This window comes from Streptomyces sp. NPDC048353 (genome assembly GCF_055587165.1).
In genome coordinates this window covers 661180-676901 of the sequence record NZ_JBVJGU010000005.1, presented here as the reverse complement: position 1 = coordinate 676901, position 15722 = coordinate 661180, and the positions used below count along the sequence as shown (strand labels likewise).

The following is a 15722-nucleotide window of genomic DNA, read 5'->3' as shown; positions in this document are numbered from 1 at the left end:
CTACGCCAGCGTTTCGCCCCTCTCCGTGGCTGTCCACAGGGCATGGGTGGCGGTGTGATGATCGGAGCATGAGCGAGCAGGAGGCCCGGCGGCACCGGGCACGCGTGTGGGGCGCCGCCGCCCGGCGGCTGTCGTCCTCCCCGGTCGAGACGACGGTCGGGCGGCGGCTGCGCGAGCTGGCGGACTGGGCGGACGCCGACGGCTGCGCCGGGCTACCGCCCGACGTGTACGGCGACGGCCCGGTCGAGGAGGTCGAACAGCGCGTCGCGGAGGTGCTCGGCCTGCCCGCGGCGGTCTTCTTCCCGACCGGCACGATGGCCCAGCAGGTGGCCCTGCGCTGCTGGTCGGGGCGGACCGGCAACCCGGTGGTCGCCCTGCACCCGCTCGCCCATCCGGAGGTGCACGAGGGCGGCGCGCTGAGCGCCGTGAGCGGGCTGCGCACGGTGCGGCTGACGGACGAGCCCCGCCTGCCGACGGCCGAGGAGGTGCGGGACCACCCGGAGCCGTTCGGGACGCTGATGCTGGAGCTGCCGCTGCGGGACGCGGGGTTCGTGCTGCCGACCTGGGACGAGCTCGTGGACGTGGTGGAGGCGGCCCGCGAGCGGGACGCAGTGGTGCACGTCGACGGCGCGCGCCTGTGGGAGTGCGCCCCTCACTTCGGGCGCGAGCTGCCGGAGATCGCCGGCCTCGCCGACAGCGTGTACGTGTCCTTCTACAAGTCCCTCGGCGGGATCTCGGGGGCCGCGCTGGCCGGCCCGGAGGAGGTGATGGACGAGGCCCGGGTCTGGCGCCACCGCTACGGCGGGCTGCCCTTCCAGCAGTTCCCGGCGGCGGTGGCCGCGCTGCGCGGGCTCGCCCTTGAGTTGCCGCGGCTGCCGTCGTACGTGGCCCACGCGCGCGTGGTGGCGGACGGCCTGCGGGCCGGCCTCACGGAGGCGGGGGTCCCCTGGTTCCGGGTGCACCCCGGGACCCCGCACACCCACCAGTTCCAGGTGTGGCTCCCGTACGCCCCGGAGGCTCTGACGGCGGCGTCCCTGGCCCTGACGGAGGAGACGGGCACGGTGCTCTTCCGCCGCTGGTCCCCACCGGGCCCGGGCGGCCCGCCGGGCGTGGCGGTGACCGAGGTGACGGTCGGCGAGCCGGGCCTCGCCTGGACGGAGCGGGACGTCCGGGAGGCGGTGGCCGCCTTCCTGGCCCACCTGGCCTAGGGGGTGTCCGGAAAGTAGCGCTGTCTGCCGACGCCGAAGGGGCCGTCGGACCGCAGCGGCACGGCCGGTCCTCAGCCCGCCCCGCCGCCCGCCCGGACCAGGCCCGTCTCGTACGCGAGGACGACGACCTGCACCCGGTCGCGCAGCTCCAGCTTGGTCAGGATGCGGCCGACGTGCGTCTTGACCGTCGCCTCGGAGAGCACGAGCCGCGCGGCGATCTCGCCGTTCGACAGGCCCTGCGCCACCAGCAGCATCACCTCGCGCTCCCGGTCGGTGAGCCGGTCGATCTGCTTGTGCTGCGGCTCCTTCCCCGACGACGGCAGCATCGGGGAGAAGCGGTCCAGGAGCCGGCGCGTGGTCGACGGGGCCACCACCGCGTCCCCGCTGTGCACCGAGCGGATCGCGCCCAGCAGTTCGGCCGGCGGCACGTCCTTCAGCATGAAGCCGCTCGCGCCCGCCTTCAGCCCGGAGAAGGCGTACTCGTCGAGGTCGAACGTGGTAAGGATCAGCACCCGGGGCGCGCCGGGCTGCGCGCAGATCCGGCGGGTCGCCTCGACCCCGTCCAGCTTCGGCATGCGCACGTCCATCAGCACCACGTCCACGGCCGTGGACCGCAGCACCTCCAGCGCCTCCACGCCGTCGCCCGCCTCGGCCACGACCTCCATGTCCGGCTGGGCGGCGAGCACCATGCGGAAGCCGGTGCGCAGCAGCACCTGGTCGTCGACGAGCATCACGCGGATGGACATGTGTTTCCTCAGGTCCTCTAGGGGGTGGCGGACGGGCTCATGGTCGGCGGGGCGGCGGGCGGGCCCGGGGCGCGGGCCGGTCAGTGCGCGGGTTTCAGCGGGAGCAGGGCGCTGATGCGGAAGCCGCCCCCGGGGCGCGGTCCCGCGTCCAGGGTGCCGCCCACCATGCCGACCCGCTCCCGCATGCCGATCAGGCCGTGGCCCCGCCCGTCGGCGCCGCCGTCCTCGTACATCTCCGTGGTCGCGCCCCGCCCGTCATCCTCGACGAGCAGGCCGAGGCCGTCGTCGAAGTAGACCAGCCGGACGCTGGCCCCGGCGTCGGGACCGCCGTGCTTGCGGGTGTTGGTGAGGGCTTCCTGGACGATCCGGTACGCGGTCAGCTCGACGCCGCTCGGCAGCGGGCGGGGCGTGCCCTCGACCCGGAAGTCGACGGTCAGTCCGGCCCTGCGGACCTGGTCCACCAGGTCCTCGATCTGCTCGACGTCGGGCTGGGGTACGTACTCCCCCGCCTCCTGGTGCTCGCCGGTGCGCAGGATGCCGAGGAGGCGGCGCATCTCGGCGAGCGCCTGGCGGCCGGTGGAGGAGATGGTCTCCAGCGCCTGCTTGGCGGTGTCGGGGGAGGCGTCCAGGACGTAGGCGGCGCCGTCGGCCTGCACCACCATCACCGAGACGTTGTGGGCGACGACGTCGTGCAGCTCGCGGGCGATCCGGGCGCGTTCGGCGGCGACGGCGACCTTGGCCTGCGCCTCGCGCTCCTGTTCCAGGCGGGTGGCGCGCTCCTCCAGCTGCGCGAAGTAGGCGCGGCGGGTGCGCAGGGAGTCGCCGAGGACCCAGGCGAGGGCGAACGGCACGGTCATCATCACCGTGAAGAAGACGACGGCGATCGCGGAGTCCGGGGCGTCCGACGGCCACCTGAGCATGGAGAGCGTGGCCGCGCTCAGACCGCCGGCCAGGGCCAGGCGGGAGGCCCAGCGCGGGCCGTCATGGGCGGCGACGGTGTAGATGATCAGCAGGGTCGCGAAGTCCGCGAAGAACGGCATCACGTCGAACGCGAGCTGGGCCACCGACACCGTGAACGCGAGGAGCAGCATCTTCGTGGGCTCGCGGCGGCGCAGCGCGACGACGACGCCGAACAGCAGGGCGACGACGCCGTACGCGACGGGATGGTCGACCGCCGGATAGGTCGACCCGACCCACAGCAGCGAGAACCCGAGGAGGACGAACGCCCAGAAGGTGTCGACGCCCGTCGGGTGTCTGCGGATGAAGTCGTAGAGGCGCTGCACGTGACCCAGCGTAGGGAAGGCGGATAGGTGCAGGGGTCAACCGTGGGGTCGATCCTTGACGCGAGGCCCGTACTCCCCAAGGTGGAGACTGGAGCCCGTGACGGATGAGACGTGTCAATGGCAGGGGTGGCGGGGCTGGCGGGAGGCCACCGAGGGGGCGCTGTACGGGCCGGGCGGCTTCTATCTGCGCCCCGAGGGCCCGGCCGGGCACTTCCGTACCTCGGTGCACGCCTCCCGGCTTTTCGCCGGCGCGGTCGCCGCTCTGCTGACGCGGACGGCGCGTGCTCTCGGCACGGACGAGATCGCGCTGGTGGACGTGGGCGCGGGGCGCGGGGAGCTGTTGACGGGGGTGTTGGCGGCCGTCGCTCCGACGGGGCTCTCGGTCCGCGCGTACGGGGTGGAGCGCGCCGCCCGGCCGGAGGGGCTCGACCCGCGGATCGTGTGGACGGACCGGGTGCCGCAGGGGGTGCGCGGGCTGCTCTTCGCCAACGAATGGCTCGACAACGTGCCCGTGGACCTCGCCCAGGCGGACGAGTCGGGCGCGGCCCGGTACGTCGAGGTGCGGGCCGACGGTACGGAACGCCTCGGCGGGGCGGTGGAGGGCCCGGACGCGCGGTGGCTGGAGCGGTGGTGGCCGCTGCGCGAGCCGGGCGGGCGGGCGGAGATCGGGCGGACGCGGGACGAGGCGTGGGCGGGGGCGGTGGGCGCCCTGGAGGCCGGTCTCGCGGTCGCGGTGGACTACGCGCATCTACGGGAGGCCCGGCCGCCCTTCGGGACGCTGACCGGCTTCCGGGCGGGGCGCGAGGTGGAGCCCGTGCCGGACGGCTCGTGCGACCTGACCGCGCACGTGGCGATGGACGCGGTGGCCGCGGCGGGCGAACGGGCCCTCGCGGCGCGGGGCGGCGGCCCCGGCGGCGGGGAGGCGGGCGGGGGCGGCGGGGGCGCCGGGCAGGGGGCCAGCTCCGGGTCGGGGGAGGTCGTCGGCGCGGGCGGTCTCGCGCGGTCCGGGGAGGTCGTCGGCGCGGGCGGTCTCGCGCGGTCCGGGGAGCCGGTCACGCAGCGGGAGGCCCTGCACCGGCTCGGGGTGCGGGCCGACCGGCCGCCGCTGGCGCTGGCGTCCACCGACCCGGCCGGGTACGTCCGGGCGCTCGCCTCGGCGGGCGAGGCGGCGGAGCTGACCGCGCGCGGCGGGCTCGGCGACTTCCTGTGGCTGATCCACGAGGTGCGGCCTCCCGAGGCCGGGAGCGGGGCAGGGATACTGTCCCCATGACGGAGACGACGGTCGGAATCGGCGGGGCGGCGGAGAGCACCGACATGGTGCTGAACATCGGGCCGCAGCACCCCTCGACCCACGGTGTGCTCCGTCTCCGGCTGGTCCTGGACGGCGAGGTCATCCGGCACGCCGAGCCGGTCATCGGGTACATGCACCGCGGCGCCGAGAAGCTCTTCGAGGCGCGCGACTACCGCCAGATCATCATGCTCGCCAACCGCCACGACTGGCTCTCCGCCTTCTCCAACGAACTCGGCGTCGTCATGGCCGTGGAGCGGATGCTCGGCATGGAGGTCCCGCAGCGCGCCGTCTGGCTGCGGACCCTGCTCGCCGAGCTGAACCGGGTGCTCAACCACCTGATGTTCCTCGGCTCGTACCCGCTCGAACTGGGCGGGATCACGCCGGTGTTCTACGCCTTCCGGGAGCGCGAGGAGCTCCAGGCGGTGATGGAGGAGGTCTCCGGCGGCCGGATGCACTACATGTTCAACCGGGTCGGCGGCCTGAAGGAGGACCTTCCGGCCGGCTGGCAGGACCGGGCCCGGGCCGCCGTCGCCGACGTACGGTCGCGGATGGACGTGTACGACAAGCTGGTCCTCGGCAACGAGATCTTCCGGGGCCGTACGCGGAACGTCGGCGTCCTGACCCCCGAGGCCGCCCACGCGTACGGGGTGAGCGGGCCCATCGCCCGCGCTTCCGGCGTCGACTTCGACCTGCGCCGCGACGAACCGTACCTGGCCTACGGCGAGCTGGCGGACACGCTGAAGGTCGTCACCCGCGAGGAGGGCGACTGCCTGGCCCGGTTCGAGTGCCTCCTGGACCAGACGCACAACTCCCTGGACCTCGCCGACGCCTGTCTCGACCGGCTCGCCGACCTCCCGCCGGGGCCCGTCAACCAGCGGCTGCCGAAGGTCCTCAAGGCCCCCGAGGGCCACACGTACGCGTGGACCGAGAACCCGCTCGGCATCAACGGCTACTACCTCGTGTCCAAGGGCGAGAAGACGCCGTACCGGCTCAAGCTCCGCTCGGCGTCGTTCAACAACATCCAGGCGCTGACCGAGCTGCTGCCCGGCACCCTCGTCGCCGACATGGTCGCGATCCTGGGCTCGCTGTTCTTCGTCGTCGGCGACATCGACAAGTAGCCGGGCGGGGCGCCGACGCGAGGGGAAGGCGGCGCGCCCGGGGCGGTCCCCGTCAGGGGTGGCGCATCACGACGAAGTCCCTCGGGTCCTTCTCCGGACGCCGTCGTTCCGCCACGCTCCAGCCCCAGCGTTCGTAACGGCCGCGCAGCTCGGGGACGTCGAGCGTCATCAGCAGGCGGGGCGCGGGGGCGGTGGCCAGGAGCGCGTCGTGCAGGGCCCGGCCGAGACCGCGGCCCTGGTGGGCGGGGGCGACGACGAGTTCGGCGAGTTCGAAGGCCTCCTCGGCGCCGGAGAGGGCGTCGTCCGGCCAGCCGGCCGCGAACCCGGCCAGGGCGCCGTCCGGTGCGAAGGCCGCGACGCAGCGGAATCCGGGCTGTCCGTCCGCCCGGGTGGTCAGCCGCCGTACGGTCCGCAGCGCCCCGCGCGGCGAGTCGTGCCACGGCGGTCCGCAGAAGGCCTGCGCGCACAGGGCGATCAGCTCGTCCCGCAGCGCGGCCGTCTCCTCGCCCGACAGCGCGACGACCGGCCCCGGCTCCTGCGTCCGGCCGGCCACGGCCCCGTCGGCCGCCGGCGCGTGGGGCCCGGTCGGGGGCCCCGGCGCGGTCACGAGTTGACGGCGCCGCGCAGCTCCGCCACGTCGAGCTGCTCGGTCTCGTCGTGCGCGGTGAGGTCGATGACCTGGCCGATCGCCCGCCGCTCGGGGGCGTGCCGCGCCACGGTGGCCAGGACCTCCTCGCCCACCACGTCCGCGAGGTCCGTGTCCTGCACCGCCTCGATCGCGTCCTCCGCCTTCGTACCGAAGAAGTCGAAGCCGCCTTCGGGGCGCGGGACGGGGCGGCGGGCGGCGTACGGCACGATCGCGGCGGCGATCGGGACGGCGCGGACGGCCGGGGCGGCGGAGGCGGTCGGGGCTGCGGAGGCGGTCGGGGCTGCGGAGGCGGTCGACGGGTGAGCGTGCTGCTCGGTCCCGGCGGCCGCCGCGTGCTTCCCCTGCGGCTCCTCCGTCTCCCGGGCGCGCTCGGCGAGGTCGCGGCTGCGGGCGGCCGCGACGGTCCGGCGGGCCTGCTGGGCCGCCGCGTTGCGCGTGAGGTCGCGCAGCGCCGTCGCGGCCTGGCGGTAGGCCTCCGGCGTCGGCGTGGATCCGGCCGCCGTAAGGGCCTTCGCGGGCGAGCCGGCCTCCAGGGCGAGCTGCCTGCGGCCCTCCAGCGCGCTGGCCCGCTCGGTCTCGGCGGTCGCGTACCGGCGCAGCAGCTCGGCGTGCTCCCCGCGCAGTCCGGCGAGCTCGACCCGCTTGGCGCGGAGCTTCGCGTCGAGCTTGGCGCGCAGCTCGCGGGACTCCTCGATGTCGGATTCGAGCTCGGCTATCCGCTCCTCGGTCTTCCACTGGTCCGCGGCCCGCGCCCGGGTCAGCTCGGCGACCTGGCGGCCGGCGCTCCGGTCCCAACTGCGCATGAGGACGGCGCCGGTCACGGCGGTCGCGGCCGCCGCCGCGACGAGGACGCGCAGCACCACGGGATCCGCCAGCAACCAGGCGCCCGCGGCACAGACGACCGACGCTCCGGCGACCGCGGAGGGCGGCAGGAGCTTGTGCAGGGGAGGGGAATGGCGGTGGCGTCCACGTGGCATGGCCTGAAATTTACCGTGTGTAAGCGCTCTATGGGGGGTCGGCCCCGCAATCTCTTGGCCACTTCTCGCCATCGCCACCACCCCTCCCCGGCGCCCCCGTGGCGCCGGGCCGACTCCCCTTACCCGAGGCTTACTTCTTGACCAGCCCCTTCGACTCCAGATAGGCCTTCGCCACGTCCTCCGGCTTCGCCCGCTCGGCGTCCACCTTGCGGTTCAGTTCGGCGAGATCGGCCGTCGTCAGGACCTTTGTGATCTTGTCGAGCGCCGCGGCTATCTCGGGCGATCCGGCGTCCTTGGCATTGACCACCGGCAGCACATTGTCGGCGTTCTGCAGCTTCTTGTCGTCGGTCAGGAAGACCAGGCCGAAGCTGTCGACCGTGGCGTCCGTGGTGGTGGTCAGGACCAGCTGGTCCACCCCGTCCTTCACCGCCTGCTTGGACTGCGGGGTGCCGACGCCCTTGGGGTCGACGCCGGTGACGTCGATCCCGTACGTCTTCTTCAGGCCGGGGGCGCAGAACGGCCGTACGGTGCATTCGTCACCGGCCGCGATCTTCACCTTCAGCTTGGCGCGACCGAGATCGGAAAGACTGGTGAGCTTGTTCTTCTCGGCGAATTCCTTCGACACCGCGAAGGCGTTCTGGTCGACGGCCTCGCCGAACGCGAGCACCTTCAGTCCGCGCGGCTCGGCGAGCTTCTTCAGCGCCTCCACCGTCGCCGCCGCGTCACCGGAGGCGACCGGCTTCTCCTCGGGCGCCTTGGGCCCGTTCGCCTTCGCGTTGAGGAATTCGGCGATCGTCGCGGCGTATTCCGGGACGATGTCGATCTCGCCCTTCTCCAGCGAGGGTTCGTACAGCTCGCGGTTCTTCACGGTGGTGACGGACGCGGAGTATCCGGCGTCCGCCAGCACCTGGGCATAGAGCTCGGCGAGCACCTTGGACTCGGTGAACGCGGCGGCACCGACGACCAGGGAGCCCTTCGCCGATCCGGAGGAACCGCTTCCGCCGCCTGCCTTCTCCTTCTCCAGGCTGTCGCCGCCGCACGCGGCGAGCCCGGCGGTCAGCGCCGCCACGCCCAGCACCGCACCCGCGATACGCGAGGTCCTGCTCACGAGATCACCCATCCCAGTCGTTCTCCGTCGTCTCACGCGCGCCGGCCCAGCAGCCGGTCCGCTCCCACCAGCACGGCCTCCACGAGGAGGGCGAGCGCAGCGACGAGCAGGGCGCCCGCCACCACCTGCGGGGTGTTGTACGTGTTGAACCCGGCGGTGATGATCCGGCCGAGGCCCCCCTGGCCGACCATCGCCGCGATGGTCGCGGTGGCCACCACCTGCACGGCGGCGGACCGCAGCCCCGTCATGACGAGCGGCCGGGCGAGGGGCAGTTCCACCTTCGCGAAGAGCTGGCCGCCGGACATCCCCATCCCCCGCGCGGCCTCCACCACCGCCCGGTCCACCTCCCGCATACCCACATACGCGTTGGTCAGCAGCGGCGGTATCGCGAACAGCACCAGGGCGATCACGGTCGGGACGTAACCGGCGGTCCGCAGCGGCGACACCATGAACAGGGCGAGGACGGCGAAGACCGGGACCGCCCGTCCCACATTGGAGACGTTGACCGCGAGCGCGCCGCCCCGGCCGAGGTGCCCCAGCCACAGGCCGAGCGGCAGCGCGATCGCGCACGCAATAAGCAGCGCGAGCCCGCTCACGTACACGTGCTCGGAGAGCCGGTGCCCTATCCCGCCGTCCCCCGCCCAGTTCGCGCCGGTGGCGAGCCAGGCCCAAGCGTCCGTCACGACCCCCACCTCACTCCCCTCCCGGCGCGGTCCGTTTGCGCGTCCACGGCGTGAGCAGCCGCTGGATCCCCAGGAGCAGCAGATCCGCGACGACCGCGAGCAGGACGCAGAGGACCGAGGCCGCGAGCACCTGCGCCTTGAAGAAGGTCGGCAGCGCGTCCTCGATGAGATTGCCGAGCCCGCCCCGGCCGACGATCGACCCGACCGTCGTCAACGCGATCGTGGACACCGTCGCCATGCGTATCCCCGCCATCAAGGCGGGCAACGACAGCGGCAGTTCGACTTCCCACAGCATCCTGCCCGGGCCGTACCCCATGCCCCGCGCGGCCTCCCGGGCCTCGGCCGGCACCGCCGCCAGACCCGCCAGGATGTTCCGCACCAGGATCGTCAGCGAATACAGCACCAGCCCGGTCACCACCAGCGCGGAGGACAGGCCGAGCAACGGCAGCAGCAGCGAGAACAGGGCCAGCGACGGAATGGTGTAGAGCAGGGTCGTCAGCCCCAGGACCGGCCCGGCGAACCGCGGCCGCGCCCGGACGAGCAGGGCGAGCGGGAAGGCGACGGCGACCCCGATCAGCACGGCCACAGCCGTCATGCCGACGTGCTGGAGCGTCGCTTCCGTCAACTCCTGGGACCGGGTGCGCAGATACTCGCCGCAGATCCAGTCATTCGTCACCAGACAGTTCGACGTGCTCATATCCCTCCCCCTCGACCCTCCGCTTGCCCGAACGTACGTATGGATCGACCCTAGCCTCCGCCACCGACAATCGCCGAGGACCGCCACGTTCCGGCAACACGCCCTTCACACGCGGCCGGCCGCGAGGGGTCAGAATGGGGAACCATGATCCGGTTCGAGCACGTGACCAAGCGCTACGCCGACGGCACCACCGCCGTCGAGAACCTCTCCTTCGAGGTCGCCGAGGGTGAACTGGTCACGCTCGTCGGCCCGTCCGGCTGCGGCAAGACCACGACGATGAAGATGGTGAACCGGCTCATCGAGCCGACGGAGGGGCGCATACTCCTCGACGGCACGGACATAGCCACCGTCGACCCCGTCGGGCTGCGCCGCCGCATCGGCTACGTCATCCAGCAGGTCGGCCTCTTCCCGCACCGGACGGTCCTCGACAACACCGCGACCGTCCCCCACCTCCTCGGCGCCCCCCGCGCCCGGGCCCGCGCCCGGGCCGCCGAACTCCTCGACCTCGTCGGCCTCGACCCGAAGACGTACGGCGACCGCTACCCCGAGCAGCTCTCCGGCGGCCAGCGCCAACGCGTCGGCGTGGCCCGCGCGCTGGCGGCCGACCCGCCCGTCCTCCTCATGGACGAACCCTTCGGCGCGGTCGACCCGGTGGTCCGCGAGCACCTGCAAAGCGAGTTCCTGCGCCTGCAGTCGCAGGTCCGCAAGACGGTGCTGCTGGTCACCCACGACCTGGAGGAGGCCGTCCGCCTCGGCGACCGGATCGCCGTCTACGGCCACGGCACGATCGAGCAGTTCGACACCCCGGCCACGGTGCTCGGCGCCCCCGCCACCCCGTACGTCGCCGACTTCGTCGGCGCGGACCGCGGCCTCAAGCGGCTCTCCGTCACCCCCGTCGAGGAGAGCCGGCTGGAACACCCGCCGGTCCTGGGCCGCCCGGGCGACGGCTTCGACGCTCCCTGGGCGGTCGTCGTCGACGCCGACGGACGCCTGGACGGCTGGGTTCCGTCCCCCGGCTCCCCCGCGCGCCCCGCCCCGCGCGCGGTCCCGCTCGGGGCATCCCTCCGGGAGGCACTGGCCGCGCTCCTCCAGGACGACACCGGCTGGCTCCCCGTCACCGACCCGGCCCACGGCGACCGGTACGCGGGCGTCCTGACCCCGGCCGCGATCCACCGCGCCCTGCGCGGCGCCACTCCGGAACCGGAGCCGACGATGAAGCCGGAAGCGGACCGCACCGCGACTCCGACTCCATGACGCGCCCCCGGGCCGACCCGGAGACCGGCGCGGAAGCGGCCCCTGGGACGGACCCGGAGGCCGGTCCCGAAGCGCCTCCTGGGAAGGTCCCGGTTCCCGGCCCGGGATGCTTCCCCGGGGTTCAGCTCGCGCTGAGCCGCCCGCTCATCCACGCCAGGCCCGGCGGGATCTCCCTGTTCCAGGTGTTGAAGTTGTGCCCGCCGCTGTCCAGCGTGATCGAGGAGACCCGCGCCGGGGCCTTCACCTTCTTGACGAAGTCGAGGGTCCCCTTCAGGTTCCCCTCGCCCTGCCGGGAGGTCGTCACCAGGAACGACGACTTCCCGCGCGGTGTGTGGTCCAGGCTCCACAGCAGGTCGGCCCGCTTGCGCGCCTTGTCGTCGCCGTGGAAGAGGTCGCCGGTCGTCACGTCCTCGGCCGCCTTGTAGTACGCCGAGAAGCCCGCGCCCGCCGCGAACCGGTCCGGATGGTGCAGAGCGATCTTCAGCGCGCAATAGCCCCCGGTCGAGTTCCCCATGAAGCCCCAGTTCCGCGCCTCGGTCCCCACCCGGTACGTCTCCGAGACCGCCTTCGGCAGATCCTCGGCGAAGAAGGTCTCCGTCTTCGGCCCGCCGGGGATGTCCACGCACTCGGTGTCCCGCGGCGGCGCCACCGTCGGCCGCAGCATCACCAGGATCATCGGCCGCATCTTCCCCGCCTTGACCTGCTGGAACGCCGTCTTCGGGTACTTCAGGCCCTTGATCAGGTTCTCCGCCGTACCGGGGTAGCCGGTGAGCACCACCGAGGCCGGGAAGGTGCTCTTCGCGTACGCCGGCTGGAAGTACTCCGGCGGCAGATAGACGTACGCCGGGGAGTCGATCCGCGACTTCTCGCCCGCGATCACGATCTTCTGGATCTGCCCGCCCACCGAGGGACGCCCGCCGCCGGGCACGTCCACCGCCTGCGTGCCCACCACCTTGATGTCCTTGGAACCGGCCGAGTGGTCCACGACGACCCCGAGGTCCTGCTCCTGCCCGAAGAGGTCCGCCCAGGAGCCGTAGAACAGGAAGGACTTGTTCGCCGCCAGCCCGACCGAGGCGAAGAGCGCGAGCTGCGTCGCGAGCAGCAGCCCGACCCGCCCCAGCACGGCCCGCCAGCCCCCACGGGCCAGCCGGGGCCACAGCCAGACCGTGGCGGCGAACAGCACCACAGCCAGCGCGACGGCGAGCGCCAGAACATTGTTGCCGGTGAGACCCATGAGTCGATCGAGCTTTCTTCCGTGAGAATTTCCCGTGCGCGAATGAACCCGCTCCCCCGCGGAGCCGTCCTAGAGGGCGCAAAACCTCCGGCTCGGCCCGCTTCTGACCACCGCGCGGCCGCTGGACCAAAAAATCTTTCGCGGATCACGGGAAGCACGGGAAGCGATGTCTGTCACGGTAGATGGGGACAAATCACGATCGGTTCCGGATCGGGTACGCCGGATTATGCGCGGACCTCGACCGGAGAAGGTCCCCTCGCTCGTCGGCACGGCCTGCACGCTCATCGGCCTGATCGACATCGCCGCGGGCGTCTTCCCCCGATTCCGCACCAGCCGCATGCACGCCGTGGCCGAAGTCCTGCCCGGCACGCTCGGACCGCTCTCCGCCGCGCTCTCCCTCAGCGCCGGCGTCCTGCTCCTGCTGCTCGCCCACGGCCTCAAGCGCCACAAGCGCCGCGCCTGGCGAGCCGCCGTCGTCCTCCTGCCGCTCGGCGCCCTCGCCCAGTTCGTCTGGCGCCACTCCCTCGTCGGCGCCCTGCTCTCCCTCGGCCTGCTCGCCCTCCTGCTGCGCCACCGCGGCGAGTTCGCCGCCCTGCCCGACCCGCGCAGCCGCTGGAAGGCCCTCGCCAACTTCGTCCTCATGGGCGCCGGCTCGCTCGCCCTCGGCCTCGTCATCGTCAGCGCCCACCCCCGGCGCGTCGTCGGCAGCCCCAGCCTCACCGACCGCCTCGAACACGTCCTGTACGGACTCTTCGGCTTCGAAGGCCCCGTCGCCTACACCGGCGACGTCGACTGGACCGTCGGCTACTCCCTCGGCGCGCTCGGCATGCTCACCGCCCTCACCACCATCTACCTCGCCTTCCGCCCCGAGCACCCCGCCGCCCGGCTCACCGAGGACGACGAGACCAGGCTCCGCGCCCTGCTCGACAAGCACGGCGCCCGCGACTCCCTCGGCCACTTCGCCCTCCGCCGCGACAAGGGCGTCGTCTTCTCCCCCAGCGGCAAGGCCGCCGTCTGCTACCGCGTCGTCTCCGGCGTCATGCTCGCCAGCGGCGACCCCATCGGCGACGTCGAGGCCTGGCCCGGCGCCATCGAACGCTTCATGGACGAAGCCAAGGCCCACTCCTGGACCCCCGCCGTCATGGGCTGCTCCGAGACCGGCGGCCACGTCTGGACCCGCGAAACCGGCCTCGACGCCCTCGAACTCGGCGACGAGGCGGTGGTGGACGTCGCGGATTTCTCCCTCTCCGGACGCGCCATGCGCAATGTGCGGCAGATGGTGAAGCGCATCGAACGCAACGGCTACACCACCAAAGTCCGGCGCGTCCGTGACCTCTCCGACGGCGAACTCGAACGCGTCCGCCGCGCCGCCGCCGACTGGCGCGGCACCACCACCGAACGCGGCTTCTCCATGGCCCTCGGCCGCATCGGCGACCCCGGCGACGGCGACGCCGTCATAGCCACCGCCCACAAGAACGACGACGACGGCACCCCCTGCCCCTACGGCGACCTGAAGGCGATCATCCACTTCGTCCCCTGGGGCACGGACGGCATGTCCCTCGAACTCATGCGCCGCGACCGCTCCGCCGACCCCGGCATGAACGAGCTGCTCATCGTCGCCGCCCTCCAGGAATCCCCCCGCCTCGGCATCGCCCGGGTCTCCCTCAACTTCGCCATGTTCCGCGCGGCCCTCGCCCGCGGCGAGAAGATCGGCGCCGGCCCCGTCCTGCGCCTCTGGCGCGGACTCCTCGTCTTCCTCTCCCGCTGGTTCCAAATCGAATCGCTCTACAAGTTCAACGCCAAGTTCCAGCCCCGCTGGGAACCCCGCTTCGTCGTCTACCGCAAGAGCCGCGACCTCCCCCGCATCGGCTTCGCCGCCATGCAGGCCGAAGGCTTCGTCGACCTCGGCCTCCCCCGCCCCTTCGCCCGCCGCCGCACCCCCGCCACACCCCGCCCCTGCGCCCACATCATCGCCCCGCAGACCGACCACGAGGTCCGCGCCGCCTGATCGGCCCCCGGCGCGATCCGACGGGGTACCCCCCGACGAGACACCCCCTAGGCTGGTCGTATGAGTACGTTGAGCGGACGGGGCACGGCCCGGGGCCTGCCGGAGTGGGATCGCTGCGCGGTCATGGGGGTCGTCAACGTGACACCCGACTCTTTCTCCGACGGCGGCCGCTGGTTCGACACCACGGCCGCCGTCAAACACGGGCTCCACCTCGTCGCCGAAGGCGCCGACCTCGTCGACGTCGGCGGCGAGTCCACCCGGCCCGGCGCCAGCCGCGTCGACGAGGACGAGGAACTGCGCCGCGTCGTCCCCGTCGTCCGCGGCCTCGCCTCCGAGGGCGTCACCGTCTCCGTCGACACCATGCGCGCCTCCGTCGCCCACGCCGCCGTCGCCGCGGGCGCCGCCCTCGTCAACGACGTCAGCGGCGGACTCGCCGACCCCCGGATGGTCCCCACCGTCGCCGACGCCGACGTCCCCTTCGTCGTCATGCACTGGCGCGGCTTCAGCCAGGACATGAACCGCCTCGCCGTCTACGAGGACGTGGTCACCGAGGTCGTCACCGAACTGCGCCGGCGCATGGAAGCCGTCGTCGACGGCGGCATCGACCCCGAACGGATCGTCATCGACCCCGGCCTCGGCTTCGCCAAGCACGCCCCGCACGACCTCGCCCTCGTCGCCCACCTCGGCGAACTGCGCGCACTCGGCCGCCCGCTTCTGGTCGCCGCCTCCCGCAAACGCTTCCTCGGCCACGTCCTGGCCCACGAGGGCGCCGCCCCGCCCCCCGCCCGCGAACGCGACGCGGCCACCGCCGCCGTCTCCGCCCTCGCCGCCCACGCGGGCGCCTGGGCCGTCCGCGTCCACGAGGTCCGCGCCACCGCCGACGCCGTGCGGGTCGCCAGAGCCGTCGAGGGAGCCGCGTGACCCCCCGGACCGACACCGAAGCGGTCGAGGCCGCCAACACCGCCTTCTACGAGGCGATGGAGCGCGGCGACTTCGAGGAGGTCTCCTCCCTCTGGCTCGACGACGGAGCCACCCCGATCTCCTGCGTCCACCCCGGCTGGCCGGTCCTCTCCGGCCGCGGGGAGGTCCTCCGGTCGTACGCCCTGATCATGGCGAACACCGAGTACATCCAGTTCTTCCTGACCGACGTCCAGATCTCCCTCGGCGGCGACGTGGCCGTCGTCACCTGCACCGAGAACATCCTCAGCGGCGGACCGGCCGAGGACGGCGCCGAGCTGGGCCCCCTCGTGGGCCAGCTGGTGGTCGCCACCAATGTGTTCCGCCGCACATCAGAGGGCTGGCGGATCTGGTCCCACCACGGCTCCCCGGTCCTCACCGAATCCGACGACGAGGAGGACGAGGAGCCAGGCGCCTGACGGAATCCTGCGCCTTTCGGGTGGCCCCGCGGATTGGAACCCCCTGCCTTGGGTAGGGGCCGCACCCAGCCCCTGCGGCCCGCCCTCCCT

General features: G+C 73.0%; 15 protein-coding genes. 7 read left to right on the top strand and 8 right to left on the bottom strand.

Going from position 1 to position 15722, the window contains the following annotated elements:
• The first annotated feature begins 68 nt into the window (after nucleotides 1-68).
• Nucleotides 69-1208: a threonine aldolase family protein gene (locus ACZ6RC_RS21765; protein WP_469585626.1), complete on the top strand. Its 1140-nt coding sequence runs from the start codon at nucleotides 69-71 to the stop codon at nucleotides 1206-1208.
• A gap of 71 nt (nucleotides 1209-1279) precedes the next feature.
• Here ACZ6RC_RS21765 and ACZ6RC_RS21760 read toward each other — a convergent pair whose 3' ends face one another.
• Both ACZ6RC_RS21760 and ACZ6RC_RS21755 read right to left on the bottom strand, forming a co-directional pair.
• Nucleotides 1280-1954, bottom strand: coding sequence for a response regulator (locus ACZ6RC_RS21760; protein ID WP_391140402.1), 675 nt, complete (start codon nucleotides 1952-1954; stop codon nucleotides 1280-1282).
• Nucleotides 1955-2034: 80 nt separating this feature from the next.
• Complete coding sequence (locus ACZ6RC_RS21755; protein WP_453618451.1) at nucleotides 2035-3237, bottom strand: sensor histidine kinase; 1203 nt, start codon at nucleotides 3235-3237, stop codon at nucleotides 2035-2037.
• Between the two features lie 97 nt (nucleotides 3238-3334).
• On the opposite strand from ACZ6RC_RS21755, the gene ACZ6RC_RS21750 reads away from it, so the two are divergent.
• Both ACZ6RC_RS21750 and ACZ6RC_RS21745 read left to right on the top strand, forming a co-directional pair.
• A complete protein-coding gene (locus ACZ6RC_RS21750; protein WP_469585622.1) occupies nucleotides 3335-4507 on the top strand; it encodes an SAM-dependent methyltransferase in 1173 nt (390 codons plus the stop codon).
• Nucleotides 4504-5646: an NADH-quinone oxidoreductase subunit D gene (locus tag ACZ6RC_RS21745; protein ID WP_391140399.1), complete on the top strand. Its 1143-nt coding sequence runs from the start codon at nucleotides 4504-4506 to the stop codon at nucleotides 5644-5646. Before ACZ6RC_RS21750 ends, ACZ6RC_RS21745 begins: the two co-directional genes overlap by 4 nt.
• A 52-nt stretch (nucleotides 5647-5698) precedes the next feature.
• Here ACZ6RC_RS21745 and ACZ6RC_RS21740 read toward each other — a convergent pair whose 3' ends face one another.
• The 5 genes from ACZ6RC_RS21740 to ACZ6RC_RS21720 form a co-directional block, all read right to left on the bottom strand.
• Nucleotides 5699-6199: a GNAT family N-acetyltransferase gene (locus tag ACZ6RC_RS21740; protein ID WP_469585618.1), complete on the bottom strand. Its 501-nt coding sequence runs from the start codon at nucleotides 6197-6199 to the stop codon at nucleotides 5699-5701.
• Between the two features lie 50 nt (nucleotides 6200-6249).
• Nucleotides 6250-7272: a hypothetical protein gene (locus tag ACZ6RC_RS21735; RefSeq protein WP_469585615.1), complete on the bottom strand. Its 1023-nt coding sequence runs from the start codon at nucleotides 7270-7272 to the stop codon at nucleotides 6250-6252.
• A gap of 130 nt (nucleotides 7273-7402) precedes the next feature.
• Nucleotides 7403-8392, bottom strand: coding sequence for an ABC transporter substrate-binding protein (locus tag ACZ6RC_RS21730; RefSeq protein WP_391140396.1), 990 nt, complete (start codon nucleotides 8390-8392; stop codon nucleotides 7403-7405).
• Between the two features lie 20 nt (nucleotides 8393-8412).
• Complete coding sequence (locus tag ACZ6RC_RS21725; RefSeq protein WP_469585611.1) at nucleotides 8413-9072, bottom strand: ABC transporter permease; 660 nt, start codon at nucleotides 9070-9072, stop codon at nucleotides 8413-8415.
• A 1-nt stretch (nucleotide 9073) separates the two neighbouring features.
• Complete coding sequence (locus ACZ6RC_RS21720) at nucleotides 9074-9760, bottom strand: ABC transporter permease (RefSeq protein WP_469585607.1); 687 nt, start codon at nucleotides 9758-9760, stop codon at nucleotides 9074-9076.
• A 144-nt stretch (nucleotides 9761-9904) separates the two neighbouring features.
• Here ACZ6RC_RS21720 and ACZ6RC_RS21715 point away from each other — a divergent pair, with 144 nt between their 5' ends.
• On the top strand, nucleotides 9905-11014 hold the full coding sequence (locus tag ACZ6RC_RS21715; protein WP_469585605.1) for an ABC transporter ATP-binding protein: 1110 nt from the start codon (nucleotides 9905-9907) through the stop codon (nucleotides 11012-11014).
• Nucleotides 11015-11135: 121 nt separating this feature from the next.
• Here ACZ6RC_RS21715 and ACZ6RC_RS21710 read toward each other — a convergent pair whose 3' ends face one another.
• On the bottom strand, nucleotides 11136-12248 hold the full coding sequence (locus ACZ6RC_RS21710; protein ID WP_469585603.1) for an alpha/beta hydrolase: 1113 nt from the start codon (nucleotides 12246-12248) through the stop codon (nucleotides 11136-11138).
• A gap of 166 nt (nucleotides 12249-12414) precedes the next feature.
• Between ACZ6RC_RS21710 and ACZ6RC_RS21705 the strand changes: the two genes are divergently transcribed.
• The 3 genes from ACZ6RC_RS21705 to ACZ6RC_RS21695 are packed head-to-tail and all read left to right on the top strand — an operon-like array spanning nucleotide 12415 to nucleotide 15632.
• On the top strand, nucleotides 12415-14256 hold the full coding sequence (locus ACZ6RC_RS21705) for a phosphatidylglycerol lysyltransferase domain-containing protein (RefSeq protein WP_469585599.1): 1842 nt from the start codon (nucleotides 12415-12417) through the stop codon (nucleotides 14254-14256).
• A 60-nt stretch (nucleotides 14257-14316) separates the two neighbouring features.
• Nucleotides 14317-15177: a dihydropteroate synthase gene (folP, locus tag ACZ6RC_RS21700; RefSeq protein ID WP_391140390.1), complete on the top strand. Its 861-nt coding sequence runs from the start codon at nucleotides 14317-14319 to the stop codon at nucleotides 15175-15177.
• A complete protein-coding gene (locus tag ACZ6RC_RS21695; RefSeq protein WP_469585595.1) occupies nucleotides 15174-15632 on the top strand; it encodes a nuclear transport factor 2 family protein in 459 nt (152 codons plus the stop codon). The genes folP and ACZ6RC_RS21695 overlap by 4 nt, the downstream gene beginning before the upstream one ends.
• Nucleotides 15633-15722 lie beyond the last annotated feature (90 nt).